We start from the raw sequence: 16,897 nt of genomic DNA, 5'->3' as shown, positions 1-16,897 counted from the left end.
GATGATTGCTGCTAATAGGCTGAAATGCAATACATTGCATGGTTCTTAGCATACTGATAGGGTTCAAAAACAGGTTTTTCAGCTTATTAAATTGGAAGCGCTAGCTATTATGTACCAAGAGTTTTTTGGTTTTACCGAACAACCATTTTCTATCGCGCCCGACCCGCGCTTTTTGTTTCTTGGCCCTCGGCATCAGGAGGCGCTTGCTCATTTACGCCACGGGCTAACCGGTAGTGGTGGGTTTTTACTGTTAACCGGCGAGGTGGGCACAGGTAAAACCACTTTGTCGCGGGCCATTATTAGTGAACTGGAAAACGAGCTTGAGGTGGTGTTTATTTTGAACCCACGTTTAAGTGAGCGGGAGCTATTGGCTGCTATTGCCGAAGGCTTTGGCATAACCCAAGTTAATGAACACAGTTCGCTGAAAGCGCTTACCGATGTGTTGAGCAAACACTTAATGGCAGCGGTAGAGCGCGACAAACACCCGGTGGTGTTAATTGACGAAGCTCAGCATTTATACCCTGCGGTTTTAGAACAATTGCGGTTATTAACCAATTTAGAAAGTGATTCAAAAAAACTGTTGTCGGTGGTTCTTATTGGCCAACCAGAATTGCGAGAATTATTACAACGGCAAGAGTTACGCCAGGTAGCCCAGCGTATTGTGGCGCGCTATCAGCTTTTACCTTTTACCCGAGCAGAAACGGAGCAATATTTAAACCACCGGCTTGAACTGGCCAATGGTAACGCCGGAATTTTTGATAAGGCCGCACGCGGTATTATTTGGCAAAGCACCCAAGGTACTCCGCGGTTAATTAACTTATTATGTGATCGCGCCTTACAAATAGCGGCCCGCCAAGGTCAGCAGGTGGTAACGCGTAGTATTATAATGGCGGCAACATCGGCTTTACCCTATGCAACTGAGCCAAGTAAGCGAACCCCCACCGCCAGTGTGGGTAGGTGGTTGGTTATTATTGGTATAATTGCTTTAACCAGCAGCGTTGTTTGGCAGGGGTATTTAGCCTATATAAAGCCCGCTGCTATACCAACCGATGAACTGATAGTCAGCCCCCCGACAGAGCAAGGCAAGCAACTGGCAGGGCAACCGCTGAATATGTCGTTGGCGGCATTAGCAGCAAGCTGGCAATTGGGGAATCTTGGTTTAGGGCAACAGCCTTGCGAACGTTTAGGGCGGTATAATCTTTTGTGCGTAAAGGCCAAGGTGTCTTTAGCAGATATAGCGGGGCTTAGTATTCCTGTTATTGCCGAGTTACATAATGGCACCACCATTGTTATTCGTAGCAAAGACCAAAATAGTTGGCTGATAGAAGACACGGCTGGCTTGTTGCAGTTAACCACCGCAGAATTAACTGCTGCAATGAACGGCAATGTGTTGTTGTTTGTTAACCCACCACCATTTCTAAACCAAGCCACCTTAGCTAGTTGGCATCAGTGGGTTAATACTCGATTAGCGGCCTTAGTGCCTTATTCTTTACAGCATGCTCCGTTAGAACAGCAGCGGGAGTGGCTAGTAGACGTCACTGCTGGGTTAAGTAAAGACGACGCTTGGTTATTTGCCACCTTAGCTACTGCCACTGAGTACCAGGGCCCGAGTTTTAATGACTACCAAACCAGCAATTACCCTACTATGCGGGCGGTTCAAGTGCCTTCGCCAGTAACAGAGTCAATTAGCTACACAGCGCCAACGGCAACACTAACTCAGCTAGAGCCACCAGAATTTAGGCTTGTTTGGCCTGAACAACGCTCTGAGCCATTATTAAACATCCCAGAGCCCACAGTTAGCAGCGCTATTACCACTTCTGAGCCTATAGCCAATGAGAATGAGCCCGAGCCTTCATACGCGCTACAAACAATATTTGAAGAGGCTGTCAGAGCAACACCACCAGTAGAAACCAAGCGCAACTGGAGCTTTGATATTGAGTCGCCAACAGCACAAAACCAAACTGAAAGCCAAGTTATAGGAGGTACTCAAGGGGTGGTGGCGTTGGCAGCGTTAAGTGCAGAGCAACGGGAAAAAATACCTTCACACAGTTACGATCAGCATGTTTACCAGTCGAGCCCTGCAGAGCGTTGGATAGGCTTAAGCAACAGTCGTTTGCACGAAGGTGACTACTTAGGCGCGCTGAAAGTGCTTTCGATACAGCCTAACTATAGTATTTTAAGTGTTGGAGATTTGCTTTTTAAAGTAGAAGCATTGGAAGACCTGTAAGCATTTAGCGCACAGAAAATGACTTGCGAAGAGGTCGTACCTTTGCGATGATGAAGCCATTATCAAACACCTGTTTAAAAACAGTTTGCGCCCTTAAATGTGTTTATGTAGCACAAGAAAGCAAGTGTAAACGAAAGTAGGAGAATATAATGGCTGATTATAAAGTTGCTTTACAAGACATGAACTTCTTACTTGAAGATGTTTTTGCCGTAGCGAAAGACTGGGAAACCATGCCCGAATTACGCGATATGGTTGATCCTGAAACGGCAAAAGCTATTTTGGAAGAAGCCGCAAAACTTACGGAAACATTAATTGCGCCGAATTCACGCGCCGCCGACGAAGAAGGCATACATTTTAGCGACGGTGTTGTAACCACTCCTAAGGGTTATAAAGAGCAATTTGCCGAGTTAGCTGCTGGTGGTTGGGTTGGTTTAACCGCACCAACCGAGTTTGGCGGTATGGGCTTACCTAAAGTGTTGTCGGCCCAATATGAAGAAATGATGTGTGCTGCCGACGTGTCATTTTCACTTTATTCAGGGCTAACGGTTGGCGCCATTATTACCTTAGCTTCTCATGCTAACGACGAACTTAAGCAGCGCTTATTACCCAAAATGATAGCCGGTGAATGGACGGGGAGCATGTGCTTAACAGAGCCCCATGCAGGAACCGACTTGGGCATTATTCGTAGCAAAGCGGTACCCCATGACGACGGTTGCTATAGCGTAACGGGCACCAAAATATTTATTACCGGTGGTGAGCACGATTTAACTGAAAATATTGTGCATTTAGTTTTGGCTAAATTACCAGATGCACCAGCGGGCACACGTGGTATTTCTTTGTTTGCAGTACCCAAGTTTTTAATAAATGAAGACGGTAGTTTAGGCGAACGTAATACGGTTGTTGCCGGTTCAGTGGAACATAAAATGGGCATTCATGCCTCGGCCACCTGTGTTATGAATTTTGATAGTGCTAAGGGCTGGTTAGTTGGCGAGCCTCATCGTGGTTTAGCCGCTATGTTTACCATGATGAATTACGAGCGCCTAGGTGTTGGTATTCAAGGTTTAGGCTCTGCTGCCCGCTCTTATGGTACGGCGCTGGAATACGCACTTGATCGTCGCCAAGGCCGTGGTGCTAAAGCAACCCAAGACAAAAGCAATGAAGCCGACCCGTTATTAGTACATGGCGATATTCGCCGCATGCTTTTAACTATGAAGTCACTTATTGAAGGCGGGCGTGCCTTTTCAACCTACGTAGGTAAGCAGCTCGACTTGTCAAAGTATGCAGCAACTGAAGCTGAGCGCGAGCAAGCACAGGCCTTAGTAGAGCTTTTAACACCAGTAGCAAAAGCATTTTTAACCGACACCGGATTTGAAGCCACGGTACTAGGCCAGCAAATATTAGGTGGTCACGGCTATGTACGTGAATGGGGCCAAGAGCAATTAGTGCGTGACTGCCGTATAGCGCAAATTTATGAAGGTACTAATGGTATTCAAGCTTTAGACCTATTAGGCCGTAAAGTTGCCGGTAGCGGTGGTGAGCTGTTAAAACCATTATTAGCAGAAATAGCTGGGTTTTTAGAAGGCGACGCCGGCCAATGGGAAGCACAGTATGGCGAACTGGCCATTTTACTACAAGAAGTAGAGCGAATTACAGGCGAAATTTTAGGGCAAGTAAGAAGCGACGAAAACATTATTAATAGTGTTGCAGTGGACTACTTAAACTTGGTTGGCTATGTAAGTTATGCGTGGCTGTGGCTAAAAATGGCACGTACTGCAGAAACTTCCGATTACCCCACCAGCTTTATTGAAAGCAAACAAAAAACGGCAGAGTTTTACTTTGCTCGTATTTTACCCCGCGTATACGGACTAATGCCAACAATAGAGGCAGGCTCAAAAGAGCTCTTTGCATTTACTGCTGAGCAATTTTAAAAAGTTAGTAAATAGGAAAAAGGAACCTAAGGTTCCTTTTTCCTTGTTTAAGCGAAATAAAAGCGGCAATATGCTCTAAGTGTTGGTTAAACAACTCGTTTTTAAAGAGAAATATAAGGATACGATGGGTGGAAGCGCTAAGAGTGCAGCAACCGTCTTGGTTATATCAGAGTGCATTAGCTGCGGTGTTATGGATTTCGTTATGGGCCTTGTCAATGCTGATGGTTTTGGCGCCATACGAAAGTGTGTGGTTTCCTGCTGCGGGTATTACTTTTGTGGCTATGGTGCTGTCCGGTTATCGGGCCGTTCCTGGTATTGCAATTGCTATAGTGCTTACAAGCTTCTGGCGCGACACGCTTTTTGGCGTGAATGCACCCGCTGAGCTTTTCTTCAAAGCTACAACGTTAACAATGCTATCCCATGTTGCGACCTATTGGCTATATGCAAAATTATTTCGTGCTTGCATAAACCGTTTTGTGCTACGCAAAAACAGCGCAGCGTTGACTTTGGTTATCTTATTTATAGTTTTTGCATTCGCCAGTTCATTTACGAATGCATGGTTCAGTATTGAAGCGCTTGTCCAAACGGGCATGATTGACGCAGCACAGCAACACCAGTTTTTCTGGTCTTGGGGTTTTGGTGACGCCGCAGGTTTACTTGTAATGGCGCCTATTTGCCTAGGTATTCTTGGCATTGCTTATCCGCGAGTACGGAAATACTTGGGAAAGATGTCCTTTCAAAATCATACCGCTGATAAAGGACCCGTGTTAGCTAAAGGGGGCGTAACCCTTGTTGTATTAACGGTGGTGCTAACAATAAGCTTTTTTAATCATAGTGCTGAAGCGGCGGGGCTAATTTTTATTACCTTAGTGCCATTGTTGTGGGTTGTTTTAACCGAGTCGCCAAGCGTTGCAGCAGCAACCTTAGCGGGTTTAACCTTTTTAACCGCGTTGTGTATCGACGGCTTTGGTTTTCTTTTGCATGAGCTTATTTTTCAAAGTGCGCTGATTATAATGGCGGTGTCAACGTGGCTTATTATTGCCATTCGCACCGACGCAGAAAAGGACAGCATCCTTAAATAAGCGTTTAAGCTACACTAAAACACGCTTAAATAAGGCCATGGACTCCGCATGAGCTGTTTGTGGAAACATGTCTAACATGCTTACTTTCTCGAGCCTGTAGCCCTGTTTTACTATTTCTGCGGCATCGCGAGCAAAGGTTGTGGCGTTACAAGAAATATACAAAATGCTGCTGGGCTGAATAAAAGATAAGTCGGCCACCACATCTGCAGCGCCTGCTCGTGGCGGATCAAGAAAAAGCACGTCTATTTGCTCTTTGCCAAAGGCATAGTCGGTAAAAAGTCGGCTTAAATCTGCACGGACAAACTTAAGGTTATTGCAGTTTGCTAATGTGGCATTGCTATTCCCTCGCATTACTTGCTGCTCGGCTACTTCAACGGCAACTACTTTGGCACAACGTTTGGCCAAAGGAATACTAAAGTTACCAAAGCCGGCAAAAAGCTCTAATACTGTTTCATTCCCTGTTAATTCAAGCCAACTTAAGGCTTGTGCCAGCATTTTATGGTTAACAAAAGGATTTACTTGAATAAATTCGCCCGGACCATAGCTTAGTTGTTCGTTATCTACAAAATAACCCAGTTCAAGAGGTTGCTTGGTTACCGCAGCAATAACTTTAAAACCGTTATTGTATTGGGCCAGAACGTCGCACTGCTGCTGGGCTGAAAAGTTGGCCCAAGCTTGCTGCTCTTGTGGGTTAAGGGCTTCTACCATTCGTATGAGCACAGTAGCGGTAGCTACCGTAGCTTGCTCGTTGAGGAGCAATTCCACATGCCCTATGGCACGGTTGCCATGCATATTCGCTAATTGTTGCTGGATAGCTGGAACTAAGCGATTTAGGGTTGGGTGGAGCGTTTTACAGTCTTGAATTTTAATAATTTCGTCGCTGCCACGCGCACGAAAGCCCATATAAGGCTTATTATGGCTAGGTGCTGGAACGCTTAGTCTGGCCCTGCGGCGATAGCCAAACTGCTGTTGTGGGGCTGCTAAGTAGGGCTCAAACGGTATATTGCTGTCACCGATAGCGTGCTCTAGGTGCTCTTTTAGCATGGCTTCTTTATAGTTCAGTTGACCAGTATAGTTAAGGTGTTGCAGCTGGCAGCCACCACATTCGGCAATATGTTGGCATGGCGGGGTTATTCGTTCGGTACTGGCGCTAAGTATTTCAACGGCGGTCGCTTCGTCGTAGCGGTTGTGTTGCTTATCAATTCGAAGCCGAACCTGTTCACCAGGTAAGGCGTTACTTACGAAAACGGTTTTGCCAGCACTAGGGCCCGAATTACGCAGCGCAATACCGCGACCGTCGTGGCTAAACCTTACTATTTCCCAACCTTGCTGTTCATTTGTAGCCGTTGGGGTTTTAGCGACAGTTTTCTTTTTTTGCGGGCGAAAGCCCTTGCGACGATCAAACAGAGATGTAATAGCAGTACCTATAAGTTATCTAGCCATTGTATGGGCTAATAATACCACACAAAAATACTGAGCAATAAAAAAGCCGTACGCGGGTTGTTGGCGTACGGCTTTCAGCTATATAAGCTGGGCTAAGTTAAGCTTTAGTCACCCAAAGACAATAAAGTTGCATTACCGCCTACGGCAGTAATGTTGTCGGTAAGTACTTTTTCCGTAATAAATGAATAAAGGTAGTGTGGTCCACCAGCTTTCGGGCCAGTGCCAGACAAGCCTTGACCACCAAATGGTTGCACACCAACCACCGCACCAACTTGGTTACGGTTAATGTAAACGTTACCCACATTAATACGGCTAGCAACATCGTTAAAGAAGCTTTCATTACGACTGTGAATACCAAAGGTTAAACCATAGCCGGTATTATTAATGTCGTCGATCACTTGGTCTAAGTCGTCGCGCTTAAAGCGAATAATATGCAATATTGGACCAAAGTTTTCACGTACTAACTGGCTAATACTGTCGATTTGAATAGCCGTTGGCGTAACAAAGGTGCCACCCGCGGTATACGTTGGCATAGGGGTTTCAGAGATAATTTTGCCTACATGCTGAATGTCAGCTAAGTGTTGTTCTAGCGTGGTTTTAGCTACGCCATCAATAACTGGGCCCACATCGGTTTTTACATCAATAGGGTCGCCAACTAGTAGCTCTTGCATGGCACCTTTAATTAGGTCAATGACACGGTCGGCAACGTCGTCTTGAACGTACAGCACGCGTAACGCAGAGCAACGCTGGCCAGCACTTTTAAAAGCACTACCAACAATATCGTTTACGGCTTGCTCAGGTAATGCGGTTGAATCAACCATCATGGCGTTTTGGCCACCGGTTTCAGCTACTAAAGGTACGATAGCACCTGTACGCGCCGCCAAAGCACGGTTAATAGACTGTGCCGTAGTGGTTGAACCGGTAAAGCACACACCTCCGATAGCGTCTTGGCTTACTAAACTGGCGCCAATTTCAGCACCTTTGCCAGGTAAAAACTGTAGTACGTCGCCAGGAATACCTGCTTCTAAAGCGAGCTGAACAGCGCGGTATGCTACCAGCCCTGTTTGTTCAGCTGGCTTTGCTAGTACACAGTTACCAGTGGCTAAGGCGGCGGTAACTTGGCCTAGGAAAATAGCCAGTGGGAAGTTCCACGGGCTAATGCAAACAAAGGTTCCGCGGCCTTGAACGATTAACTCGTTGGTTTCGCCGGTTGGGCCAGGCATGGTTGTTCCGTGCCCCATTAGTTTACGCGCTTGAATGGCGTAATAGCGACAGAAGTCTACTGCTTCACGCACTTCGTCGATACCGTCTTGCAGGGTTTTACCCGCTTCAAGCGAGCATAGCGCTACAAATTCGGCTAAATTCTCTTCTAGTTTGTCGGCTAACTTTTCTAATGCTTCCGCACGTACATTTACATCGGTTCGAGTCCAGCGTTGAAACGCTTTGTTTGCTATTGCTAAAGCTTCGTTAGCTAGTGCTTCATCAGCCCAGCCAATAGTGCCTATTTTACGGCTGGTTTGTTGTGGCGAAGTTACGGCCACACGCTGAACAGATTCTATTAGCTTGCCATTTACAATAGGGCCGCCTTGCCATTGATTGTTCTGGTAACTACGGACTTGCTCAATAAAGGCGTCGCCTTGCGATTGAATATTCATGTTTAACCCCAACGAATTCTTACGAGTGCCGAAAATGTCTACCGGCAAAGGAATTTGATCATTTGCCAGAGTGGCTCTCTGGCGAAGTATTGTAACTGGGTGCTGTGCTAAGTCCGACACCGGTACTTTCGGGTCGAGTAATTTATGCACAAAAGAGCTGTTAGCACCATTTTCAAGTAACCGACGTACCAAATACGGGAGTAAGTCTTTATGTGCTCCAACAGGTGCGTATATACGTACGCTTCGACCTTGGTCTTCTTTTATTACTTGGTCGTATAAGTCTTTACCCATGCCATGTAGGCGCTGAAATTCATACTTTCGGCCGTTACCCATTTGCTGAATAGCACAAATAGTGTGGGCATTATGTGTGGCAAACTGAGGGAAAATATGGCCCTTGGTATGGTCGCTTAATAAGTAACGAGCACAGGCAACAAACGACACGTCGGTACTTGCCTTGCGGGTGAACACTGGGTAACCGGTTAAGCCCATTTGTTGCGAGTGTTTAATTTCCGTGTCCCAATAAGCGCCTTTTACGAGACGTACGGGAATTTCATCGCCACATTCTTTCGCTAAGGCGTTAATCCAACAGAGCGCGGGTAATGCACGTTTTGAGTAAGCCTGAATAACCAAGCCAAAACGTGGCCAATCTTTGCACACGCCACTGCGGTAGACCTTTTCGAACAGCTCAAGCGACAACTCTAAGCGGTCCATTTCTTCAGCGTCAATGGTTACCCCTACGTCGGCATTTTTAGCTAAGGTAATTAGCTCCGTTAAGGTGCCTGCTAATTCGGTTAATACTCGGTCGCGATTAGCTACTTCATAACGCGGGTGCAATGCCGAAAGTTTAATTGAAATAGTAGGCCGAGCTACCTTGGGGTTATTGAAGTTTTCCGCTGCCACACGGTTAATTGAATCTACATAAGCAAGGCGGTACCGCTCTGCGTCTTCGGCGGTTAAAGCTGCTTCCCCTAGCATGTCGTATGAATGGGTATAGCCTTGGTCACGCTTGTCGCGACTGTTCTTCAAGGCTTCTTCAATAGTGCGGCCTAGCACAAACTGTGCGCCCATTAACCGCATAGCTTGGTAAGTTGCTTTACGCACTACAGGTAAACCGAGTCGGCGTAGTAAACGGCGGAAATATGTAATTGGCTCTTTGTCGATTCGACCGGCGGGGTTAATAATTCGGTTGGCAAAGTTAAGGCCAAAAGTACCAGTGTTAACCAAAAGTGATTCGCTTTTACCTTTAAAGTCTTGCCATTCTCCCAAACCAAGGCGATCGCGAATTAGTGCATCTGCTGTCGAGCTGTCAGGAATTCGGAGCAAGGCTTCGGCTAAGCACATTAATACAATGCCTTCTTGCGTGCCTAAACTATATTGTTGGAGAAAAGCATCGACACCGTCGCCGCCTTTGGTTTTGTCGCGCACTTTAGTAATAAGCGCTTCAGTTTTACTATTGAGTTCTTGCATGCGCTGCTCATCGTCTGTGTGCAACTGCAAAAGCTCTTCAAGGTAAGTGTTTTCATCGACACTGTAATTGTCGGTAATTGCTTGCCAAAGCTCACTCAATTTAGCGGAACTATACCGCTCGCCTAACACCTGACTTGCTTTAAACATTGCTTCTCCTATAACCAAATGCCGGTTATCTACTACTGAAGTCACTACTGAGCCATTCGTCATAACTTGTAGGCAAGTATAAGAGGAATTTTTCAGTGGTAAAGTAAAGTCGTACCGTTTTATATGAAAAAATATGGAATTGTCGTAGCGGTTGACCGACGGGGCTTTTGCACTCCACAATGGACACTCTAAAAGGTATTCACCAATTAAGTAAATAAGTGACATTTATGGCTGATTTAGAACACCAACCAGTGGAAATCGAGTTGAAGTATCAGGTCGCCCGAGACCTGCCCAATACTATCGAAAATCTTGTCGAGTGGCTAGAGAGCAATGCTACGAGTGGTGGAGAAGATGAGTTAAAAAACATCTATTTCGATACCCCTTCACGGTTATTGCACCAACACCGCATTGGATTACGAGTACGCCGTTGGCGTGGTGGTGGCGAACAAACGATAAAGTTTGCAGGGCAACAGCAGGGGGCCATGAGTGCACGACCGGAATATAATGTACCAACAGTTATGTTAGTGCCTAACTTGAGTCTTTTTCCAGCACACATTTGGCCAGCTAAGGTGCTTGGAAAACTAACGGTTAATGGGTTAAATAAGCAACTAGAAAAACAGTTTGAAGTAACTTTTACTCGCCGAACTTGGCTTTATGAGCAGGGCTGCTTAAAGGTAGAAATTGCCTTAGACCAAGGGTGTATTTTAGCCTTAAGAAAGCGTGAGGCTATACAAGAGCTAGAGCTAGAGCTAAAAGCAGGTAACGCAGAAAAGTTATTTGCACTTGGTGCCAGCATAGCTAAGCGTTTTAGCTTAACTCCAGGGCAAAAAAGCAAAGCCCAGCGTGGTTACGAACTACATGGGCATGGTGGTCGTGGCTAATTCGAGGTATACCCACAATGCCCTGGCGGATCCTATATTGCGCCCAGCAAAAATAAGCCTAGACTCTTTACCTGCGACGTTACAGGCAGTAGGCCAATTAAATTGGCAAGCCTTAAACGACACTCACCGTGTTGCATTAACTCAGCCGCAGCAAATGTCTTTGCAATGGCTACTGGCTATTAGCCCTTTTATCTTTCGCGTGGTACTAGCTTACGGTAATGAAGCCGTTAAGCACGTGTTCGGTAGAGCTGGCTTTAGTTACCCTTACATGCTTGAGCATGTGGCTACAGCAACAACAGAAGCCGAAGCGTTACAACGCATTCGTTATTTGCGGCAGTTAGAAATGGCACGTATTGCAGCAGCTGACTTGCTAGGCCAAATGTCTTTAGCAGAAAGTTTGGCGGCCAATACTAACTTAGCCGAATGGCTGATTGAAGCGGCTAATACTTGGGCGCAGCAACAAGTAACAAAACGCTTTGGCTACGCATATTGCCATGCAGGAAAACCACAGCAACTTTGGGTTATTGCTATGGGTAAACTTGGTGGTTGTGAACTTAACTTTTCCTCAGATATTGATTTAATTTTCTGTTTTGAAGCAAGTGGCGAAACCTCGGGTGGGCGCGAAGTAGTAGATCACCAAGTTTACTTCACCAAAATCGCGCAGCTTGTAGTAAAGCTATTAGGCCATGTTACTACCGACGGTAAAGCTTTCCGAGTGGACCTTCGCTTACGCCCATTTGGCAACGCGGGTCCTATTGTAACTAGCCTAGCCGCACTTGAAGACTACTACCAAGAGCAGGGACGCAATTGGGAGCGCTATGCCATGGTAAAAAGTAGAGTGCTAGGCAAGGCTGCGGCAAACAACAATGCCCAGCTTAAATTTGCCAAACTGTTACGGCCATTTGTATATCGGCGTTACCTTGATTACAGCGCCATTGATGCGTTACGAAAAATGAAACTGCTGATTAATCAAGAGTCGCGACGGTTAGGCACACAGCTTAATGTGAAGCTGGGGCAGGGTGGTATTCGTGAAATAGAGTTTGTGGCACAAGTATTCCAGTTAATTCGTGGGGGCCGCGAGCCCGAATTTCAAACTCGTTCGTTAATTGAGGCATTAAACGTAGCCCAGAATGTTGGTGTACTCGACAAAACCATTGTGCAGCAACTACTGCACTGTTATGCCTGGTTACGCAAACTAGAGCATGTATTGCAGCAAATTAACGATGAGCAAACACAACAACTTCCTAACGATGGCGACAACCAAGCTCGGGTTTTAGCGGCTTGCGGGTTCTGTGACTGGTCCGATCTTATTGCAAACTTTGACCAAATAACTCAATTGGTTCATCAAGCATTTTTAGACGTGATCGGTGGCGCAGAAGAAATGAAGAGCGCCGACGATAGTGAATTTGCGTTGTTGTGGCAAGACCTTCTTGACGACAGCACCGCCATTACAGTGTTAAGTGAAGCAGGGGCTGAGTTACCGGCCCAGTGTTGGCACCGAATACGCGACTTTCGCGACAGTATTCGCCGTCGCTCGAGTGGTCCACGTGGCCGTGAGTTGTTAGCTATATTAGTACCTTTGCTAATTGAAGAATTAGTCCTGCGAGATAAAACTAACGACGTGCTACAGCGTGTGTTTAATGTAATTGAGCAAGTGGTGTCGCGTACCACCTACCTAGAGCTACTTACTGGCAACAAGGGTGCGCGGCAACAATTGGTTTTATTATGCGAAGCCAGCCCTTGGGTGGCTAGTTTAATTGCTCAGTTGCCGATGTTACTCGACGAACTGATTGATCCCACCCAATTGTATGATTTACCGGAGCTTAGTAGCTATAAAGCAGAAGTTGCCGAACAGCTGAACCGACTTTCCCACGATGATCCAGAAGCACAAATGGAAGCATTACGGCAAGTAAAGCAGGTGTTTCAGTTGCGAGTAGCAGCGGCTGACTTAAGTGACGGTGTGGCGCTTATGCGGGTGAGTGATCATTTAACATTTTTAGCTGAAGCAATGACTGAACAAGTAGTACTTATGGCCTGGCGGCAGCTGGTAGAGCGCTATGGCAGCCCAGCAGGCACAGACGAAGCACACACCGGGTTTGCAGTGATAGCCTACGGCAAGCTTGGTGGGTATGAACTGGGCTATGGCTCAGATTTGGATTTGGTGTTTCTTTGTCAAGACACCGTGCAAGGGCAAACTAACGGCCCCAAACCAATCGAAACGCAGCAATTTTATTTACGCTTAGCCCAGCGAATTTTGCACCTGTTTACGACCCGAGCAAGGCACGGAGTACTGTACGATGTAGATATGCGCTTAAGGCCTTCGGGCCAGTCTGGGCTCATGGTTGTGCGCGAGTCTACTTATAGTAAGTACTTACAAGAAGACGCTTGGACCTGGGAATTGCAGGCGTTAGTAAGAGCTCGGCAAATTTATGGCTCGGTAGCTATGGCGAAACACTTTACTACCACTCGTGCAAAGGTTCTTGCTTTACCGCGCCACACAACTACTTTGCAAAATGAAATTGTTACCATGCGAGAAAAAATGCGGCAGCAGCAAGGTAATAATGAAAGGAAAGTGGTTGATGCGAAAAACATGATAGGGGGTATGACAGATATTGAATTTATTACTCAGTTTATAGTACTGAACTACGCCCACCAATATCCGCGTTTGCTAGAATTTACCGATAACATACGTATTCTAGAAGTGGCCGGGGCGGCAGGCGTTTTAAGTATGCCAGCAGTAAACTCTTTAATTAGTGCTTATAAAGCTTTGCGTACTGCATCACATCGTTTGTCATTAGCGGAAAAAGGCAGTTTAGGTGAACAGTCTTTTACCGCCGAAAGAAAACAGGTACAAAAAATATGGCAGCGCCTGCTTACCTAGTTGGTGAGCGTAAATTTGAAGCAGGAGTACAGTAGTGGCTTACGCTTTCTGCACTCTCGCTTGTTGCAATTAATATAGCTCGTTGGCGTGGGCATAAAAAAGCTTGTGGGCTACCAGGGTGGTGGCTATTTAGTGAGCGGGCTAAGCGGTCTAAACTCTGCAATAGGTCGGCATTCACTTGGAAGGGGGCGCGTACTACGTAGTCTTTGTCGAGCCACCAAATAAGCTCCATATTTTCTTCAGCTGCAAGCCGTTCAGAGTTAGACTTTAAAGTGTCGTCGGCCATAAACCAACGTACTTTCACAGGACCACGCCAGTTTAGAGTAATAGGGTCGTCTTGCAGGCGTGCTTTTTCGTCAAGAATTTCAATGAGCGGGCGCTGACCGAGGTTGTTAGCGAGAATGGACTTGCCTTTTCTTGCACCTGGCCATGAAGAGCGTTTAATGCCAGAAAAAAAGCGAGATATTTCACCCTGCAAGTTACCGTAATTGTGGGAATCAGTGCCTGCTATGGTTTCTTGATCATGGTCAGTGCTGCCTAAATACGAGTTGTCGGACATAAAAAGAGTGAGGAATATTGCCACAACAGCAAAAAGCACCAGCAGAATAACCGCCCTTAGCTGTGTTTTGTTACGTTGGCTTGGTTTTGTTTCCGACTGTTTACTCACGGCTTAGGCCTTTTATTTAAGTGTGCGTAGTAGCTTTCCATTTCAGCTGATGGCCTGGTTTTGAAACGGCGATGCATCCACATATACATTTCTCTGTCGGCTGTTATGGCCCGTTCCAACTCTTGGTTTATTCGTATAGCATCTTCTGTATCGTCACCGCTTGGAATTTGCTGAAGTGGCTTCTTAAATTCCAGCACATAACCTTGTGCACCGGGTAAGCGTTTAAAGGTGCAAATAAGCGTGACCGCATTGGGGTGGTTAGCAAATATACTGGTACCAGTAGTGGTGGCGGCGTCGGGTACGGCAAATAAGGGCACAAAAACAGAACGGTTGCGGCCGTAGTCTTGGTCGGGCAAATAGCCTGCTAGTTCGCCTTCAGCTAAAGCATTAAGCATACCGCGTATATCTTTTTTAGGTAGTAAATACTTATTACTGCGGCTTCTACCTTTCGTTTGCAAGTATTCCATTAAAGGGTTGTTATGGGGCCGATACAAGCCTACTGCTGGGTAGAACAAACCTGCGCAGCGAGCATGCATTTCTAAAGCGAGAAAGTGAAATAAAATAGCAAAAACGCCTTGTCCGTTGGCCATGGTTTCTTTAAGCAAATCATAGCCTTTAATACTTACTTTGCGTTTTACGCGCCAGTCGGGCCACCACCAGGCCATGCCGGTTTCAAATAAGGCAATACCCGAGTTTTTAAATACTTCCCGAGTAATACGAGTACGCTCTTGCAAAGACATATCGGGGTAGGCTAGTTCTAGGTTACGCATACAAATATTAGCGCGTTTTTTCATAATACGGAGTAGCAGCAGGCCTACACCACGGCCTAATACCAGCTGCAGCCGATAAGGTAGCCAAGAAATAACATAAAGAATACCGATCATCAGCCAGGTAGGCCAAAACCGTGGCAATAAAAAACGAGCTTCAAAAGAAGGTGGCTGAACGTTATTGGTAGTCAAATTTAACTTACCTTTCAAGAGCAAAACAAAAAACCAGTTTTCGAATTGTACCCAATTATATAACTAAAAAGAATAAAGCCGGGATTAGCCGGCTTTATTCAAAAGTACAAGCAGCGAAAAAGTAAATTTAATAAGCACTCTGTTGCTTAGTTGCTTTGCGCCGGTTGTAAACCTTCGTTAATGGCTAGCAAGTCACGTTCAGAAATAATACCTGCCGCTTGGAACAGCGCTAAGGTGCTATTAATGTAACCGTAACGCGCTTCAGAAAGATTACGACGGGCATTAAACAAGTTTCGGGTGCTGTTCAGTACGTCGACAATAGTACGGGTACCTACTTCAAACCCTGCTTGAGTCGCATTTAGGGCACTTTCAGCAGAAAGTACCGCTTGTTCAAGAGCGTTAATAGTAGAAATGTTAGCGACTACATCGAAATAGGCGGTACGCACGGTGCGTTCAACAGCACGACGACTTTCTTCCAGAGTTTGGCTGGCAATAACAAAGTTATCCCGGGCTTGTTGGGTGCTGGCAATGGTTTTACCACCAGTATAAAGTGGAATATTCGCTTGCAAGCCAATTGAACGGGAGTTCAAGCCACTAATAGATGGGCGGCCGCTAGTGTTTTGGTCGCGATCGGAGTAGCTGGCATTGAACCGTACCGTTGGGTAATGGCCTGCACGTGCTTGATCAATTCGCTGATCGGCTACTTCAACGCCGCTACGATTAATAAGCAGGCTAAGGTTGCGGTCGTGGGCGCTAGAAATCCAGTGCTGAACACCTTCAGGGTCTGGGCGGCTTGGAGAAAAAGTACTGGTGTTTAAAACGTCAATCGACTCAATATGACGGCCAGTGATTTCACGTAAGCCTTCAAGTGCAATTTCAACAGCGTTTTGGGCTTGAATTTCACGAGCAACAGCGTTGTCGAATTGTGCTTGGGCTTCATGCACGTCGGTAATGGCAGTTAAACCCACTGAAAAACGCTGACGCGTTTGTTCTAGCTGGCGCTCAATAGCACGTTTTTCGGCTTGGGCAAAATCGAGGTTGTCGGCTGCACTTAACACGCCGAAATAAGTTCTAGTAACACGCAACATTAATTGTTGGCGCGTTAGCAAGTAACCCACTTCAGCTTGGTAGGCTTGTTTTTCAACAATGCCAGTTGCTTGCCAAGTAGGTAAACTAAATACGGTTTGGCTTAGGCTGAGTTCTTTATTAAACGAGCGAGAACTAGACGTGTTCACTAAATAAGTACCAGCGTTGGTAAAGGTTGCGTTATCTGAGCGCGTGTCAGAGTAACCTAAACCTAAGCTTATTTGTGGCCACCAGTCGGCACGAGAAATATCAACCCCTGTTTTAGCCGCATCGCGCTCTGCTGCTGAGCGAAGTAGTTGTGGGTCGTTTTCCAAAGCTAGCATGTAAATATCAGCTAAGTTTGTTGCACTAGCAGGTGCGGAAATGGCTACGACTCCAAGAGCCAGCGCTGCTGACAGAAATTTCATCTTCATGAGTTACAATTTCCTTTGGATGTTTAAATTAGGTCCAATACCAAGCATATAAGTTTATTAT

At 46.1% G+C, this 16,897-nt stretch carries 10 protein-coding genes; 5 read left to right on the top strand and 5 right to left on the bottom strand.

Annotated elements, in window-relative coordinates; all coding sequences use genetic code 11:
• Positions 1 to 109 precede the first annotated feature (109 nt).
• The 3 genes from M1L23_RS10545 to M1L23_RS10535 all read left to right on the top strand — a co-directional run bounded on the left by M1L23_RS10545 (position 110) and on the right by M1L23_RS10535 (position 5,237).
• Entirely contained in the window at positions 110 to 2,227 is a 2,118-nt protein-coding gene (locus tag M1L23_RS10545) for an AAA family ATPase (RefSeq protein ID WP_252627329.1), read from the top strand.
• 149 nt (positions 2,228 to 2,376) lie between these two features.
• On the top strand, positions 2,377 to 4,155 hold the full coding sequence (locus tag M1L23_RS10540) for an acyl-CoA dehydrogenase C-terminal domain-containing protein (protein WP_252627328.1): 1,779 nt from the start codon (positions 2,377 to 2,379) through the stop codon (positions 4,153 to 4,155).
• A gap of 128 nt (positions 4,156 to 4,283) precedes the next feature.
• Positions 4,284 to 5,237: an MASE1 domain-containing protein gene (locus tag M1L23_RS10535; RefSeq protein WP_252627327.1), complete on the top strand. Its 954-nt coding sequence runs from the start codon at positions 4,284 to 4,286 to the stop codon at positions 5,235 to 5,237.
• A gap of 9 nt (positions 5,238 to 5,246) precedes the next feature.
• Here M1L23_RS10535 and rlmD read toward each other — a convergent pair whose 3' ends face one another.
• Together rlmD and putA are read right to left on the bottom strand one after the other, a co-directional pair.
• Positions 5,247 to 6,554 carry a 23S rRNA (uracil(1939)-C(5))-methyltransferase RlmD gene (rlmD, locus tag M1L23_RS10530; protein ID WP_338021845.1) on the bottom strand — a complete coding sequence of 436 codons (1,308 nt, stop codon included), beginning with the start codon at positions 6,552 to 6,554 and terminating at the stop codon, positions 5,247 to 5,249.
• 230 nt (positions 6,555 to 6,784) lie between these two features.
• The gene (putA, locus tag M1L23_RS10525; RefSeq protein WP_252627326.1) at positions 6,785 to 9,949 is read right to left on the bottom strand and encodes a bifunctional proline dehydrogenase/L-glutamate gamma-semialdehyde dehydrogenase PutA; all 3,165 of its coding nucleotides are present in this window, start codon (positions 9,947 to 9,949) and stop codon (positions 6,785 to 6,787) included.
• Positions 9,950 to 10,176: 227 nt separating this feature from the next.
• Here putA and M1L23_RS10520 point away from each other — a divergent pair, with 227 nt between their 5' ends.
• Positions 10,177 to 10,830, top strand: coding sequence for a CYTH domain-containing protein (locus tag M1L23_RS10520; RefSeq protein ID WP_252627325.1), 654 nt, complete (start codon positions 10,177 to 10,179; stop codon positions 10,828 to 10,830).
• Positions 10,793 to 13,711 (top strand): bifunctional [glutamate--ammonia ligase]-adenylyl-L-tyrosine phosphorylase/[glutamate--ammonia-ligase] adenylyltransferase, encoded by a 2,919-nt coding sequence (gene glnE / locus M1L23_RS10515; RefSeq protein WP_252627324.1) that lies wholly within the window; start codon positions 10,793 to 10,795, stop codon positions 13,709 to 13,711. The genes M1L23_RS10520 and glnE overlap by 38 nt, the downstream gene beginning before the upstream one ends.
• Here glnE and M1L23_RS15005 read toward each other — a convergent pair.
• The 3 genes from M1L23_RS15005 to tolC all read right to left on the bottom strand — a co-directional run bounded on the left by M1L23_RS15005 (position 13,704) and on the right by tolC (position 16,836).
• A complete protein-coding gene (locus M1L23_RS15005) occupies positions 13,704 to 14,378 on the bottom strand; it encodes a TcpQ domain-containing protein (RefSeq protein ID WP_252627323.1) in 675 nt (224 codons plus the stop codon). The genes glnE and M1L23_RS15005 overlap by 8 nt on opposite strands.
• Entirely contained in the window at positions 14,375 to 15,337 is a 963-nt protein-coding gene (lpxL, locus tag M1L23_RS10505; protein ID WP_252627322.1) for an LpxL/LpxP family Kdo(2)-lipid IV(A) lauroyl/palmitoleoyl acyltransferase, read from the bottom strand. The genes M1L23_RS15005 and lpxL overlap by 4 nt, the downstream gene beginning before the upstream one ends.
• A gap of 146 nt (positions 15,338 to 15,483) precedes the next feature.
• Positions 15,484 to 16,836, bottom strand: a complete 1,353-nt coding sequence (gene tolC, locus M1L23_RS10500; RefSeq protein ID WP_252627321.1) for an outer membrane channel protein TolC — start codon at positions 16,834 to 16,836, stop codon at positions 15,484 to 15,486.
• Between the last annotated feature and the right edge of the window lie 61 nt (positions 16,837 to 16,897).

The organism is Aliidiomarina quisquiliarum (assembly GCF_023922585.1).
GTDB lineage: Bacteria > Pseudomonadota > Gammaproteobacteria > Enterobacterales > Alteromonadaceae > Aliidiomarina > Aliidiomarina quisquiliarum.
This window is presented reverse-complemented; position numbering and strand designations above follow the sequence as displayed.

What these genes read in the sequence shown, in the direction of transcription:
- M1L23_RS10545 (WP_252627329.1), top strand. Translation starts at nt 110, where the DNA reads ATGTACCAAGAGTTTTTTGGTTTTACCGAACAACCATTTTCTATCGCG.
- M1L23_RS10540 (WP_252627328.1), top strand. Translation starts at nt 2,377, where the DNA reads ATGGCTGATTATAAAGTTGCTTTACAAGACATGAACTTCTTACTTGAA.
- putA (WP_252627326.1), bottom strand. Translation starts at nt 9,949, where the DNA reads ATGTTTAAAGCAAGTCAGGTGTTAGGCGAGCGGTATAGTTCCGCTAAA.
- M1L23_RS10520 (WP_252627325.1), top strand. Translation starts at nt 10,177, where the DNA reads ATGGCTGATTTAGAACACCAACCAGTGGAAATCGAGTTGAAGTATCAG.
- tolC (WP_252627321.1), bottom strand. Translation starts at nt 16,836, where the DNA reads ATGAAGATGAAATTTCTGTCAGCAGCGCTGGCTCTTGGAGTCGTAGCC.